Raw genomic sequence first — 13,957 nt, 5'->3', positions numbered from 1 at the left:
TGGGGCGTCAGGCGTATCAGCTTTCCAGCCAGACGTCCCGCGCCCAGTGCCACACCGATTCCCAGGTTTCTTCGGCAATCAGCTCTTCTTCGGCCTGCCACAGCACCACGGTGCCGTCTTCTTCAACCAGGTAGTAGTCGTCACCGTCCTGGCAGATCGGGATCATGCTGCGATCAACGCCAGCGTCCCAAGCGTTGGCGGCAACGTCCGGCAGATAGGTGTGGGATTGCGGGTCGGTGACAGTCACCGGCTCCAGGCTGCCGTAGACCACATCACTGACAGTCAGCAAAAATTCTCTGAAGACAAATGGAATGTCGATGAACAGTTGTTCTTCGATTTCCACGATCTGATCTTCGTCGGGCAACTCCAAGGGGACCGGTACCGGTTCGTTGGCTTCACGCAGTTGTTCGATGATTTCTTCCACGTCCGGGATCCTCTTGCTTGATGGCGCGGTTTAGTTGGGGCGGTTTATACAGTAGCTCGCTATAGATGCAACCGCGAAATAGAAAACCCCGGCCGAGGCCGGGGTTTTGATTGCGCCAATATTGCGACAGGTTTATTGCGCGTCGGTTCAGCCGTTCTGGCGGATACCGGCGACCAGCCAAGGCTGGTTCTCGCCCTGTGGACGTTCCATGTTCCAGCTTTCGCTGAACACTTCGCCCTGGTCGAAGCGCGAAGTCTTCGACACACCGCTGAAGGTCAGGGTGGCGATAGTCTTGTCCGCCCGATCATCCACGCCATCCAGTTGTACCTGGAGGTTATCGATGTAGGTGGACTGGAAGCCTTCGCCCAGATCTGCACGTTCGCGCTTGAGGAACTCCAGCATCTGCGGGGTCACGAACTCGGCGATCTTGTCCATTTCGTTGGCGTCCCAATGCTGCTGCAGGGACTGGAAGTGGTTGCGGGCCGCTTCGACGAAGCTCTGTTCATTGAACCAGGCCGGAGCATTGATCACCGGACGAGCGGCAGCAGGTGCAGCCGAACCGCCGAAGATCGAACCACTGGCAGGCTTGTTCTCGAACACTTCACGCTGCATCGGCGCGCCAGCCGGAGCCATGTGCTCCTGCTGCTTGCGGCGACGGGCGGCGATGAAGCGGAAGATCAAGAAGGCAATGACCGCCATGATCAGGATGTCGAAGATCTGCATGCCCTGGAAGCCACCGCCCATGAACATGGAGGCCAGCAGGCCGCCGGCAGCGATACCGGCCAGAGGGCCGAGCCAGCGCGAAGCACCGCCGGCCTTGGCCGCAGCGCCTGCGGCACCGGCAGCACCAGCGGTCGCCGCAGCGCCGCCCGCGGCGGAAGAAGGGGCCATTTGGCTGGTTTGGTGGGTCGGCGCAGCGCCGACGCTTTTGCCGCCACCAAAGCGCTTGGCGTTGGCGTCGAGGCTCATCGTCAGGCCGATGCACAACGCCATGGCGATGCTAAGAAAACGTTTCATAAAGGGAATTCCCATTTGTGGATGGCACGCGCGCCATGTTGCACAGCTGAAGTGACACTGGCTAGCGGCAGAGTGTTTCGGGCTTTTGCCTGACAGGTTGCGTTCAGCTACGTCGGGGCAATAAGGCCTTGTACTTTTGTCTGTAGGACAAGTGGATAGGTTCTGCCGGAAGTTTGCTCAGCGTCGCAACGCGAGCATTACCACTCCGGCGGTGATCAGGCCAATTCCGCCCCATTGGCGCAGGTCGAGTTTCTCGTCCGCGAGGATCACGCCGAGGACGGCCACCAACACCACACTGAGCTTGTCCACTGGAGCGACCAGCGAGGCCGGGCCGAGTTTCAGCGCGCGGAAGTAGCAAATCCATGAGGCGCCAGTCGCCAGTCCTGATAGCAGCAGGAACAGGTAACTTTTGGCAGAGATCGATCCTAATGACTGATATTGGCCCGTCGCGTACAAAATCAAGGCCAGGCTGACCAATACCACGATGGTGCGCAGGAGGGTGGCGAAGTCGGAATTGACATTTTCGATGCCGATCTTCGCGAAGATTGCAGTCATGGCGGCGAATGCCGCTGACAGCAGGGCCCAGAATGTCCAGGAAGAAAAAAGCCTGAGCCCATGATTCGCGCCTTTATAAGATCAACCGTGTCAGCTTGGATGCCGCACAAAACCCCGTGGGAACGGGCTTGCTCGCGAAGAGCGATAACGCGGTGTTTCTGTAAAACCGCGGTGTTGCCTTCGCGAGCAAGCCCGCTCCCACATTAGCCCTCTGCTGGGCTTTAGATCGCTTCGAGCTTGGCATAGCCAAGCATCAACCACTTGCTGCCTTCGCCAAAATTCACCTGCACCCGAGCCTGGGCCCCGGCGCCTTCGAAGTTCAGGATCACGCCGTCGCCAAACACTGAATGCCGAACAGCCTGGCCGAGGCTGAAGCCGGTGTCGAGGATTTCGCTGCCGCCGAACAAACTGCTGGAACTCTGCTGCTGACCACCGCCGAACGGACGGCTGACGCTGTTGGACAGCCGCACTTCCTGAATCAGGCCTTTGGGCACTTCACGTACGAAACGCGAGACCTTGTTGTAGGTCTCACTGCCGTACAGGCGTCGGGTTTCAGCGTAGGTCATGACCAGGTTCTGCATGGCCCGAGTGATACCGACGTAGGCCAGACGGCGTTCCTCTTCAAGACGGCCGGGTTCTTCCAGGCTCATCTTGTGCGGGAACAAGCCTTCTTCCATGCCCACCAGGAACACGTAAGGGAATTCCAGGCCTTTGGCGCTGTGCAGGGTCATCAGCTGAATGCTGTCTTCGTGTTCGTCAGCCTGCGTGTCGCCGGCTTCCAGCGAAGCGTGGCCGAGGAATGCGGCCAGTGGCGTCAGGTCCTCGTCTTCTTCTTCAGCTTTCTCGAAATTGCGCGCAGCGCTGACCAGTTCCTCAAGGTTTTCTACCCGGGCCTGGCCTTTCTCGCCTTTTTCCGCTTCGTGATAGGCGATCAGCCCGGACTGCTCGATGACCGTCTGGGTCATCAGGTGCAGCGGCATTTCCATACACTTGGCGGCGAGGTTCTCGATCAGCTCGATAAACCCACCCAAGGCGCCCGCAGCACGGCCGGTCAGGCCTTTGTTGGCGACCAGCAAACGCATGGCTTCCCACATCGACACATCGCTATGACGCGCGTGGTCGCGAATCGCTTCGACGGTTTTCTCGCCAATGCCGCGGGCCGGGACGTTGATCACCCGCTCCAGCGCCGCATCGTTACCACGACCTTCCAGCAAGCGCAGGTAGGCCATGGCGTTCTTGATTTCCGCCCGTTCGAAAAAGCGCTGACCGCCATAGATGCGGTACGGGATGCGCTCGCGCAGCAAGGCTTCTTCCAAAACGCGGGATTGGGCGTTGGAGCGGTACAAAATCGCAATATCACTGCGAGCCAAGCCGGTTTTCAGCGCGCTTTCGATGGTTTCCACCACGTAGCGTGCTTCATCGTGTTCGTTGAACGCGGCATACAAGTTGATTGCTTCGCCTTCGCCCCCATCGGTCCACAACTCTTTGCCCATGCGCCCGGTGTTATTGGCGATCAGGGCGTTGGCAGCCTTGAGGATGCCGGCGGTGGAACGGTAGTTCTGCTCCAGACGAATGGTTTCAGCGTCCGGGAAGTCGTCGGAGTACTGATAGATGTTCTCGATTTTCGCCCCGCGCCAGCCGTAGATCGACTGGTCGTCGTCGCCGACCACCATCAGGCTGTCGCCGCCCTTGGCCAGCAGCCGCAACCAGGCGTACTGCACGGCGTTGGTGTCCTGGAACTCGTCCACCAGAATGTGCCGGAAGCGCTTTTGATAATGCGCCAGCAACCCCGGGTTATCGCGCCACAGGTCGAGGGCGCGCAGTAGCAGTTCGGAGAAATCGATGACACCGGCGCGCAGGCACGCGGCCTCGTAGGCTTCATAAATGCTGCGCATGGTGGCCAGGAACAGATCGCCGCTGGCTTGAATGTGTTGTGGGCGCAGACCTTCGTCTTTCTGCCCGTTGATGAACCACTGGGCCTGACGGACCGGCCAGCGTTGCTCGTCCAGGCCCAACTCGCGGATCACCCGCTTGACCAGCCGTTGCTGGTCGTCGCTGTCGAGAATCTGGAAGGTCTGGCTCAGCTTGGCTTCCTGCCAGTGCGCCCGCAACAAGCGGTGCGCCAGGCCGTGGAAGGTGCCGACCCACATGCCGGCCGGGTTTATACCCATCAGCTGCTCGATGCGATGACGCATCTCGGCAGCGGCCTTATTAGTGAAGGTCACCGACAGGATCGAGTGGGGCGAGGCGTTTTCGACCTGGATCAACCAGGCGATACGGTGCACCAGCACTCGGGTTTTACCGGAACCAGCACCGGCCAGGACCAACTGACGACCCACGGAGGCAGCTACGGCCTGGCGTTGGGCATCGTTGAGGGAGTTCAGCAGAAGGGAGAGATCATCGCGCATCGGGGCATTCTAGGGGGCAGCGTCACACCGGGCAAACCCCGCTTTGATTTAGCCGATGAAAGATGAAGGGAGGACGACCGGTCGGTCACTGGCTGCAAGCGGCGGCGGGGCTCGCTTGGACACTTTTATACCGCCGTCAGCGGTCGATACTTTGGTCTACTTTGTCACTTGGGGCGGTTTGGTCCCGGCCTTTGCTTGTGTATGCTCCGTGCACAATTCGGGCTCACCACGCTCATTATAAGAACAAGAACATTGCCTATGACCCTCAGCTCCGACCTGTCGGGCCCTCTGTGGAGCCCCGGGTTATTCGTAAACAGTACGCTATGGAAATGGCGGTCGAACGCACGCGCCTGCTTTACCAGGGCTCGCTGTTGCCGACGCTGTTCATGCTAATCAACGGTCTGGTCTGCGCCGGTTTGCTCTGGAGCCCGCAACGCTATTTCCTGGTCAGCGTCTGGCTGGTCTGGTTGCTGTCACTGGTGGCGCTGCGAGTGATTCAGGTCGCGGCCTTCGATTCGGCGATTCCCAACCGTCAGGCCCATCCAGTCTGGATTCGCATGTTTTTACTGGGTTCGGCCATGACCGGCCTGACCCTCGCCGGTGCCGGCATTGCCCTGGTGCCCGCGGACACCTTCATCCAGCAAGCCTGGGTGTTCGGCCTGATCGGCGCCGCCGCTCTCTCGGCCAGCGTGGCCTACGCGGTCAGCCTGCCGGCATTTCTCTCCTTTACCTTGCCCTGCCTGTTGCCGCCCATCGGCTATATGTTCTGGGGCGGTGATGAACAGCAGCAGGGCTGGGGCTGGTTCGGGCTGATTTTGCTGGGCTCGTTGAGCGTCGTGGCCTGGCAGGTCAATCGGCTGATTGATCGCGGATTGTTGCGGCGCTTCCAGAATCAGGCGTTGATCGAGCATTTGCAGCACGCTCAAACCCAGGGCGACCAACTCAATTACGAACTGGCCAAGGAAATCGACCAGCGCCGCCGCGCTGAAGAAGAATTGCGTGAAGCCCAGGTCGAACTGGAACACCGCGTCGCCGAGCGCAGTCTGGAGCTGAGCGCCGCCACCGAAGCCTTGAGCAAAAGCGAGGCACGCCTGGCGCTGGCATTGAAAGCCAGTGAACTAGGGTTGTGGGACTGGAACCTGCAAACCGACGAAGTCCATCACACCCAGCTCCAGGAGCTGTTCGGCCTGGCGCCGGAGTACGTGACCGCCATGCTCAGCCACCTCAGGCCACGTCTGCATCCGGACGATGTGCCGTCCCTCAAGCGCGCGCTGGTCGAGCACTTGAAGGGCCGCAGCGAGGATTATCAGATCGAATACCGCGTGCGGCATGGCGACGGCCATTGGGTCTGGATTGAAGACCGTGGCCGCGCGGTGGAGCGCAGCGAAACTGGCCGGGTGATCCGCATGGTCGGCACTCGCCGCGATATCAGTGCCAGCAAAAGCCTGGAGGAACAGCGGCAACTGGCGGCCACGGTGTTCGAGGCAGCCAGCGAAGGCATCGTGATCTTTGACCCGAATTACGCGCTGATCGCCGTCAACCAAGCCTTCAGCCGGGTAACCGGCTACGACATCGAGGACATGCTCGGGCGCAACGTCGTGGAGTTGCCGTGCAGTCGGGATGCCCGCCGGCACTACACCGCGATTCATCAGGCACTGGAGCAACACGGCAGTTGGCAGGGTGAGCTGGTGGAAACCCGCAAGAATGGCGAGCTGTATCCGCAATGGCTGCAATTGAACGCAGTACGCGATTCTCGGGGAAAGGTTAGTCATATTGTAGGCTTCTTCGCCGATCTATCCGCCCGGCGCGAATCCGAAGAGCGTATGCGCTACCTGACCCATTACGACGAACTCACGGGCCTGGCCAACCGCTCGCTGTTCCATGAACGGCTGCGCGAGGCTCATCAGCGAGTGCGTCAGGGCGGTCGGCGCAGCCTCGCGTTGCTGCACATCAATCTGGATCGTTTCAAGCTCGCTCAACGACAGCCTTGGCCATGAGATCGCCGACCAGCTATTGCAGAAAATGGCTCGGCGGCTGGTGAATGCGTTGCCTGAGGCGGACACCATTGCGCGGCTGTCCGGTGACGAGTTCGCGGTGTTGTTCGACGCCTACGGCAACTTGTCGAGCCTGGCGCGGGTGGCAACCCGGTTGTCGACCAAGCTGCGCTTGCCGTTGACGGTCGACGGCCATGAACTGGTGGTCAGTGCGTCCATGGGCATCAGCCTGTTGCCGGACAACGCGAGAGAAATTTCCGCGCTGGTCAGTCAGTCGAACATGGCCATGCAACATGCCAAGCACCTGGGCGGTAACAACTTCCAGTTCTACACCGACAGCTTGCAAGCCAGCACCCTTGAGCGTTTGCAGCTCGAGAACCAGTTGCGCAAAGCCATCGAAGAAAAGCAGTTGAAGGTGTTTTACCAACCGAAACTCTGCCTCGCCACCGGCCGGCTGAACGCCGCCGAAGCGTTGGTGCGCTGGGACCACCCGACAATGGGCTCGGTGCCTCCAAACGATTTCATTGGCTTGGCCGAGGAGACCGGGTTGATTGGCCCGATTGGCGAGTTCGTGCTGCGTCAGGCGTGCTGGCAAGCCTGCGAATGGCAGCGCCAGGGGCTTGAGCCAATCCGGGTGTCGGTCAACCTGTCGGTGCATCAATTGCGTCAGGGAAAACTGGTCAGTCTGGTGCGCCAGGTGCTGGAGGAAACCGGTCTGGCGCCGCACCACCTGGAACTGGAACTCACCGAAAGCCAGTTGCTGGACAGCGTCGAACACATCATCGCGACCTTCCAGCAGTTGCGTGATCTGGGTGTGAAACTGGCGATTGATGATTTTGGTACTGGCTATTCATCACTGAGCTACCTCAAGCGTATTCCAGTGGATTACGTGAAGATCGATCAGGCGTTTATCCGGGGCTTGGGGAGGGCAGCGAGGATGCGGCGATTACCCGGGCGATCATTGCGATGGCGCATGGGTTGTCGCTCAAGGTTGTCGCAGAGGGCGTGGAAGACCAGCAGCAGCTGGATTTTCTGACCGCCGAGCGTTGTGATGAAGTGCAGGGTTATCTGATCAGTCGGCCTGTGGATGCCACAGCCTTGGCAGGTTTGCTTCGAGAGCAGCTTGCGGAATGAATCGCTAAAAGACCCGCCAGACGCTGTTGGTCTGGCGGGCGAATACGCAGCCGGTGAACGAAACCTTTCGCGCTTAGTTTGTAGTCAGCACGTTATCAATGCGGTGCAGCAATTTACCTTCGAAGAAGATGCTTACGCCGGTGACCTGCGAAGCACCTGGCTCCGTGTAGGTGACCGGTTTGTCCGTTTCGACCTGAATGAAAATGCCGCCAGAATTCTCAAGCTTCAGTTCCAGCCGCAGATCGGAGGACTTGTCTTGTTTTTTGCTTTTCAGCAGTGTCGGCGTGATGCCCGGATGTGCGACGCGCACGGTGCCATAGGTGCGAAAGGAAGGATTGCCCGGCATCCGGTCGATTTGCGCGACCCAGTCACTTGTTTGAATGGTCATGGTTGATAACTCCTGTAATAAGTTTGATTGCGTCCTGCACGACCCAATCTATGCAGCTCGGCTTATTCAGGTGCGGTACATATGTAGTGCATGGGTAAATTTTTGTGCTGTGTCCCACTGAATCCGGGCCGGGAGTGCTACATGAAGCGCGCGTGCCTGAAATGGGGGGATGTTGTTACGCATTGAACGGGCAAAAAGCCGATTCATGTAGTATAACTACAAGCGTGCTACATCCCCGGCACCTGCCAATAACAAAGAGTCGACCCCTTTGAATCTGCTGCAACACATCGCCCAGTCACGCCACCTGTTACGCAAGTCGGAGCTCAAGGTCGCCGACCACGTGCTGCTTGATCCTGCGGCGGTGATGCACAGTTCCATGGCCGACCTGGCCCACAGTGTGGGCATCAGCGAGCCGACCATCGTGCGCTTTTGCCGCGCCATTGGTTGTTCCGGTTTCCAGGACTTGAAGCTGAAGCTGGCCCAGAGTCTGGCGGCCGGTGCGAGCTTCGGGCAGTTCGCAATTCATGAAGACGATTCGGTCGCTGACTACAGCCTGAAAATCTTCGACACCACGCTGCACACGTTGATGGAGGTTCGCGAGAAGCTCGATCCGGTCGAATTGCAGCGGGCGGTGTCGCTGATGTCTCAGGCCCAGCGCGTCGAGTTCTATGGCTTTGGCGCGTCGGGTGCGGTGGCGGCGGATGCCCAGCACAAGTTCTTCCGTTTGTTGCTGACCGCAGCGGCCTATTCCGACCCGCACATGCAGGCGATGTCGGCGGTAACGTTGAAGCCGACCGACGTGGCGATCTGTATTTCCCAGTCCGGGCGTTCCAAGGATTTGTTGATCACTGCGAACCTGGTGCGTGAAAGCGGCGCCTCGTTGATCACCTTGTGCCCGAGCCAGACGCCGTTGGCCGAGTTGTCGACCGTCAACCTGGCAATCGATGTGCATGAAGACACCGAAATCTACACGCCGCTGACCTCGCGCATCGCCCATCTGGTGGTGATCGACGTGTTGGCGATGGGCGTGGCTATGGCGCGCGGGCCGAGCCTGGTTAATCACCTGAAAAGCGTCAAGCGCAGCCTTCGTAGCTTGCGGTTGTCGCCCAAGTCGGTGAAAGCGCTGGACGACTAAGATCCAAAGATCGCAGCCTTGGCAGCTCCTACGGGTGTTCACATTCCCCTGTAGGAGCTGCCGAAGGCTGCGATCTTTGCTTTTGCCCCGCCTGCAGAACCCGGCAATATTCACATCCCTGTAACCCGCCCGCCGCCAAACCGTCATCCCCAGCGTTCATCGTGTAACTCCCGTAATCGCCTTGGGAGACTCGAAATGGCCCAGCCCTACGAAGAACGCAACAGCGCCCTGAAAACCCGTCGTCAGCAAGAAGACCAGCGCCGCATGGAATTCCGCCGCGCCATCGAAGATCGCTCCGAACGCCGTCAGCTTCTGGCCGAGATTGGCGATTTTCCTGACGAACTGGAACTCAACTACTGGCAGGCAGCTCCCGTAGCTTCCCGTCGAAACGCTCAACCAGCGCGCTGATCTGCACCCGTTCGCTGCGGATAAACGCAAGGAACGCGTGAGCCACCGGTGACAGGCGTTTAGCCTTGGCCTGCACCAGGCACCAGCTGCGATACAGCGGCAGTTCTTCGACCGGCAGCTCAATGAGTCCGCCGGTCGCCAACTCCAGGTTCAGGGCGTGGCGCGTCAACAGCGCGACGCCCAGGCCCGCCAACACACATTCACGCTGGGCTTCAGCCGACGCGACCTCTTGGGTCTGGGTGAAGTGCACGCGCTTCTCTTTGAAATACTCTTCGCACGCCATCCGCGTACCGGACCCTGGTTCGCGCATCAGCAGCGTGTAAGGCTCAAGATCCTGCAAGCGCAGCGGCCCCATGTGGCACAGCGGATGTTCCGGCGGTGCCACGGCGACGATCGGATTGTTAAGGAACGGCAGGAACTCCAGCCCCATGTCCTGCGGCACCATCGACATGATCACCAGATCATCACGGTTGTCCGAGAGGCGCCGGATGACCTGGCCGCGATTCACCACGGTCAGTTGCAGGTTCACTTCCGGGTGCTGGCGCTTGAACGCGGCAAACAAGTGCGGCACGAAATACTTGGCGCTGGATTCCACCGCGAGTTTCAGTTGGCCTTGCAGTGAGCCCTGCATGTCCGACAGCTGCATGTCGAGGTTTTCCAGGCGCCCGAAAATGTCTCGGCTGGCACGCTGAAGCGCTTCCGCGGCTTCGGTCATGTAGAGTTTTTTGCCGACGTAATCGAACAAAGGTTGGCCAATCAGCTCCTCAAGTTGACGAATCTGTAGGCTCACGGCAGGTTGTGTGAGGGACATTTCGTCAGCCGCGCGGCTGTAGGACCTCAAATCACAGACTTCATTGAAGATCTGCAATTGACGTAATGTCATACGCATCAAGGACTTACGCATTTTATAAGGAGTCTCGCCGCAGGCTGGTGATTCAACTATAAGTCTTTACTTATGCCTGACCCAATTATTAATCATTTTTGTTAATCCCTCATGGGGGCTAGTGTGGGGCTGCGACTAAATTGAAACATTTAGTCACGCGTCGACCTGGTCTAGCAGGTCGTGGGTACCACCGGCTCAAGGGAACCTCCAAGTGATAACAAAGATCCTGATCGCCAACCGTGGTGAGATTGCCGTACGAATCGTGCGTGCTTGCGCCGAGATGGGCATTCGCTCGGTCGCGATCTATTCCGACGCCGACCGCCATGCCTTGCATGTGAAGCGTGCGGACGAGGCCCACAGCATCGGTGCCGAGCCACTAGCGGGTTACCTGAATGCGCGCAAATTGGTAAATCTGGCAGTGGAAACCGGTTGTGATGCATTGCATCCCGGCTACGGATTCCTGTCGGAAAACGCTGAGCTGGCAGATATCTGCGCCGAGCGCGGCATCAAGTTCATCGGTCCATCGGCTGAAGTGATCCGCCGCATGGGCGACAAGACTGAAGCCCGTCGCAGCATGATCAAGGCGGGCGTACCGGTCACTCCCGGGACCGAGGGCAACGTTGCGGACATCGCCGAAGCCTTGGTTGAAGGCGACCGCATCGGTTATCCGGTCATGCTCAAGGCCACCTCCGGTGGTGGCGGCCGGGGTATCCGTCGCTGCGACAGCCGAGAAGATCTTGAACAAGCATTCCCACGGGTCATTTCCGAAGCGACCAAGGCCTTTGGTTCGGCGGAAGTGTTCCTGGAAAAGTGCATCGTCAATCCGAAACACATCGAAGCGCAGATCCTCGGCGACAGCTTTGGCAACGTCGTGCACCTGTTCGAGCGTGATTGCTCGATTCAGCGCCGCAACCAGAAGCTGATCGAGATCGCCCCGAGCCCGCAACTGACCCCGGAACAGCGCGCCTACATCGGCGACCTGTCGGTGCGTGCGGCCAAGGCTGTGGGTTACGAGAACGCCGGTACCGTGGAGTTCCTGCTCGCCGAGGGCGAGGTGTACTTCATGGAGATGAACACTCGGGTGCAGGTGGAACACACCATCACCGAAGAAATCACCGGCATCGACATTGTGCGTGAGCAGATCCGCATCGCGTCCGGCCTGCCGCTTTCGGTGAAACAGGAAGACATCCAGCATCGCGGTTTCGCGCTGCAATTCCGGATCAACGCCGAAGACCCGAAAAACAACTTCCTGCCGAGCTTCGGCAAGATCACCCGTTACTACGCACCCGGCGGTCCTGGCGTTCGTACCGACACGGCGATCTACACCGGCTACACCATCCCGCCGTTCTACGACTCCATGTGCCTGAAACTGGTGGTGTGGGCGCTGACTTGGGAAGAGGCAATGGACCGTGGCTTGCGTGCCCTCGACGACATGCGTCTGCAAGGGGTCAAGACCACCGCCGCGTACTACCAGGAAATCCTGCGTAACCCGGAATTCCGTAGCGGCCAGTTCAACACCAGCTTCGTTGAAAGCCACCCTGAACTGACCAACTACTCGATCAAGCGCAAACCCGAAGAGCTGGCCCTGGCCATCGCCGCCGCCATCGCCGCCCACGCAGGCCTGTGAGGAATATTCCAATGACCAAGAAAATCTTCGTTACCGACACCATCCTGCGCGACGCCCACCAATCGCTGCTCGCCACCCGCATGCGCACCGAAGACATGCTGCCGATCTGCGATAAGCTCGACAAAGTCGGCTACTGGTCGCTGGAATGCTGGGGCGGCGCGACTTTCGACGCCTGCGTACGCTTCCTGAAGGAAGACCCGTGGGAGCGTTTGCGCCAACTGCGCGCGGCGCTGCCTAACACACGCCTGCAAATGCTCCTGCGTGGCCAGAACCTGCTGGGCTACCGCCATTACAGCGACGACGTGGTTAAAGCCTTTGTCGCTAAAGCAGCGGTCAACGGCATCGACGTGTTCCGCATCTTCGACGCGATGAACGACGTGCGTAACCTGCGCGTGGCCATCGAAGCGGTGAAAGCCGCCGGCAAACATGCCCAGGGCACTATCGCCTACACCACCAGCCCGGTGCACACCATTGGGGCGTTCGTGGCGCAAGCCAAGCAAATGGAAGCCATGGGTTGCGACTCGGTGGCGATCAAGGACATGGCCGGGCTGCTGCGCCCGTACGCCACTGGCGAACTGGTCAAGGCACTGAAAAGCGAGCAATCGCTGCCAGTGTTCATCCACTCCCACGACACTGCTGGCCTGGCCGCGATGTGCCAACTCAAGGCCATCGAAAACGGTGCCGATCACATCGACACCGCGATCTCCAGCTTCGCTTGGGGCACCAGTCACCCAGGCACCGAATCGATGGTCGCCGCCCTTAAAGGCAGTGAGTTCGACACCGGCCTGAACCTGGAACTGCTGCAAGAGATCGGTCTGTACTTCTATGCCGTGCGCAAGAAGTACCACCAGTTCGAAAGCGAATTCACCGCCGTCGACACCCGTGTGCAAGTCAACCAGGTACCGGGCGGGATGATTTCCAACCTGGCCAACCAGCTGAAAGAGCAGGGCGCACTGAACCGCATGAGCGAAGTGTTGGCCGAAATCCCGCGGGTTCGTGAAGACCTCGGCTTCCCGCCGCTGGTGACGCCGACCTCGCAGATCGTCGGCACCCAGGCGTTCTTCAATGTGCTGGCCGGCGAGCGCTACAAAACCATCACCAACGAAGTGAAGCTTTATCTGCAAGGTGGTTACGGCAAAGCGCCGGGTATCGTGAACGAAAAACTGCGTCGCCAGGCCATCGGCAGCGAAGAGGTGATCGACGTTCGTCCAGCCGACCTGCTCAAGCCGGAAATGACCAAGCTGCGTGCCGAAATCGGTGCGGTCGCCAAGTCTGAAGAAGACGTGCTGACCTACGCCATGTTCCCGGACATCGGTCGCAAGTTCCTCGAAGAACGCAACGCCGGCACCCTGACACCGGAAGTGCTGTTGCCGATTCCTGAAGCCGGTAGCGTGGCTTCGGCCGGCGGCGAAGGCGTACCGACCGAGTTCGTCATCGATGTCCACGGCGAAACCTACCGCGTCGACATCACCGGTGTCGGCGTCAAGGCTGAAGGCAAGCGTCACTTCTACCTGACCATCGACGGCATGCCGGAAGAAGTGGTGTTCGAACCGCTCAACGAATTCGTCAGCGGCGGCAGCAGCAAGCGCAAACAAGCCACGGCACCGGGCCACGTCAGCACCACCATGCCGGGCAACATCGTCGATGTGCTGGTCAAGGAAGGCGACACCGTGAAAGCCGGGCAAGCCGTGCTGATCACCGAAGCCATGAAGATGGAACAGCCGAAGTCCAGGCGGCCATCGCCGGCAAGGTCACCGCCATCCACGTGGCCAAGGGCGACCGGGTGAACCCGGGCGAAATCCTGATTGAGATCGAAGGCTGAGATAACAGTCTCGATACACCGCTTTAAACCTCGGGGGGCATGTGCTCCCCTTTTTTTGCCTGTGAATCCGGGAGAAGAGTGCTGTCTGGGCTGACGCTTTCGCGGGCAAGCCTCGCTCCTACGGTTTATTGTCGCGCATCGACGCAAAACCCGTAGGAGCGA

Annotated in this window: 10 protein-coding genes and 2 pseudogenes; 6 read left to right on the top strand and 6 right to left on the bottom strand. The window is 59.5% G+C overall.

The genetic code is table 11. From position 1 onward, the window contains the following. Positions 1-16: 16 nt before the first annotated feature. The 4 genes from RHM58_RS07920 to uvrD all read right to left on the bottom strand — a co-directional run bounded on the left by RHM58_RS07920 (position 17) and on the right by uvrD (position 4,404). The gene (locus RHM58_RS07920; protein WP_007943369.1) at positions 17-424 is read right to left on the bottom strand and encodes an SMI1/KNR4 family protein; all 408 of its coding nucleotides are present in this window, start codon (positions 422-424) and stop codon (positions 17-19) included. 147 nt (positions 425-571) lie between these two features. After that, on the bottom strand, positions 572-1,441 hold the full coding sequence (locus RHM58_RS07915) for a Tim44 domain-containing protein (protein ID WP_201199137.1): 870 nt from the start codon (positions 1,439-1,441) through the stop codon (positions 572-574). A gap of 177 nt (positions 1,442-1,618) precedes the next feature. Next, the gene (locus RHM58_RS07910) at positions 1,619-1,996 is read right to left on the bottom strand and encodes an EamA family transporter (RefSeq protein WP_416195299.1); all 378 of its coding nucleotides are present in this window, start codon (positions 1,994-1,996) and stop codon (positions 1,619-1,621) included. A gap of 221 nt (positions 1,997-2,217) precedes the next feature. After that, positions 2,218-4,404: a DNA helicase II gene (uvrD, locus tag RHM58_RS07905; RefSeq protein ID WP_322270024.1), complete on the bottom strand. Its 2,187-nt coding sequence runs from the start codon at positions 4,402-4,404 to the stop codon at positions 2,218-2,220. Between the two features lie 323 nt (positions 4,405-4,727). On the opposite strand from uvrD, the gene RHM58_RS33940 reads away from it, so the two are divergent. Both RHM58_RS33940 and RHM58_RS33935 read left to right on the top strand, forming a co-directional pair. Next, positions 4,728-6,401: a PAS domain-containing protein gene (locus RHM58_RS33940; RefSeq protein ID WP_416195298.1), complete on the top strand. Its 1,674-nt coding sequence runs from the start codon at positions 4,728-4,730 to the stop codon at positions 6,399-6,401. After that, positions 6,286-7,532, top strand: a pseudogene (locus RHM58_RS33935) (putative bifunctional diguanylate cyclase/phosphodiesterase). Before RHM58_RS33940 ends, RHM58_RS33935 begins: the two are co-directional and overlap by 116 nt. A 73-nt stretch (positions 7,533-7,605) precedes the next feature. Here the strand turns inward: RHM58_RS33935 and RHM58_RS07895 are convergent. Continuing rightward, a complete protein-coding gene (locus RHM58_RS07895; RefSeq protein WP_201255046.1) occupies positions 7,606-7,920 on the bottom strand; it encodes a hypothetical protein in 315 nt (104 codons plus the stop codon). Positions 7,921-8,188: 268 nt separating this feature from the next. Between RHM58_RS07895 and hexR the strand changes: the two genes are divergently transcribed. Beyond that, positions 8,189-9,055 (top strand): transcriptional regulator HexR, encoded by an 867-nt coding sequence (gene hexR, locus RHM58_RS07890; RefSeq protein ID WP_008027445.1) that lies wholly within the window; start codon positions 8,189-8,191, stop codon positions 9,053-9,055. 195 nt (positions 9,056-9,250) lie between these two features. Beyond that, positions 9,251-9,463 carry a PA3496 family putative envelope integrity protein gene (locus RHM58_RS07885; RefSeq protein WP_201199133.1) on the top strand — a complete coding sequence of 71 codons (213 nt, stop codon included), beginning with the start codon at positions 9,251-9,253 and terminating at the stop codon, positions 9,461-9,463. Here the strand turns inward: RHM58_RS07885 and RHM58_RS07880 are convergent. Beyond that, entirely contained in the window at positions 9,405-10,367 is a 963-nt protein-coding gene (locus RHM58_RS07880) for a LysR family transcriptional regulator (RefSeq protein WP_322270023.1), read from the bottom strand. The two genes, RHM58_RS07885 and RHM58_RS07880, sit on opposite strands and share 59 nt — an antisense overlap. Positions 10,368-10,557: 190 nt before the next feature. Here RHM58_RS07880 and RHM58_RS07875 point away from each other — a divergent pair, with 190 nt between their 5' ends. Next, the gene (locus RHM58_RS07875) at positions 10,558-11,973 is read left to right on the top strand and encodes an acetyl-CoA carboxylase biotin carboxylase subunit (protein ID WP_201199131.1); all 1,416 of its coding nucleotides are present in this window, start codon (positions 10,558-10,560) and stop codon (positions 11,971-11,973) included. Positions 11,974-11,984: 11 nt separating this feature from the next. Next, a pseudogene (gene oadA / locus RHM58_RS07870) lies at positions 11,985-13,795 on the top strand (sodium-extruding oxaloacetate decarboxylase subunit alpha). Positions 13,796-13,957 lie beyond the last annotated feature (162 nt).

Source organism: Pseudomonas sp. 10S4, from assembly GCF_034344865.1.
Taxonomy (GTDB): Bacteria; Pseudomonadota; Gammaproteobacteria; order Pseudomonadales; family Pseudomonadaceae; genus Aquipseudomonas.
The sequence above is the reverse complement of the archived record's forward strand: the minus strand, read 5'-3'. Positions and strand labels throughout refer to the sequence as shown.

Excerpts from the sequence above, each read along its gene's own strand:
- RHM58_RS07915 (WP_201199137.1), bottom strand. The coding sequence starts at position 1,441 with ATGAAACGTTTTCTTAGCATCGCCATGGCGTTGTGCATCGGCCTGACG.
- RHM58_RS07910 (WP_416195299.1), bottom strand. The coding sequence starts at position 1,996 with ATGACTGCAATCTTCGCGAAGATCGGCATCGAAAATGTCAATTCCGAC.
- uvrD (WP_322270024.1), bottom strand. The coding sequence starts at position 4,404 with ATGCGCGATGATCTCTCCCTTCTGCTGAACTCCCTCAACGATGCCCAA.
- RHM58_RS33940 (WP_416195298.1), top strand. The coding sequence starts at position 4,728 with ATGGAAATGGCGGTCGAACGCACGCGCCTGCTTTACCAGGGCTCGCTG.
- RHM58_RS07895 (WP_201255046.1), bottom strand. The coding sequence starts at position 7,920 with ATGACCATTCAAACAAGTGACTGGGTCGCGCAAATCGACCGGATGCCG.
- RHM58_RS07885 (WP_201199133.1), top strand. The coding sequence starts at position 9,251 with ATGGCCCAGCCCTACGAAGAACGCAACAGCGCCCTGAAAACCCGTCGT.
- RHM58_RS07880 (WP_322270023.1), bottom strand. The coding sequence starts at position 10,367 with ATGCGTAAGTCCTTGATGCGTATGACATTACGTCAATTGCAGATCTTC.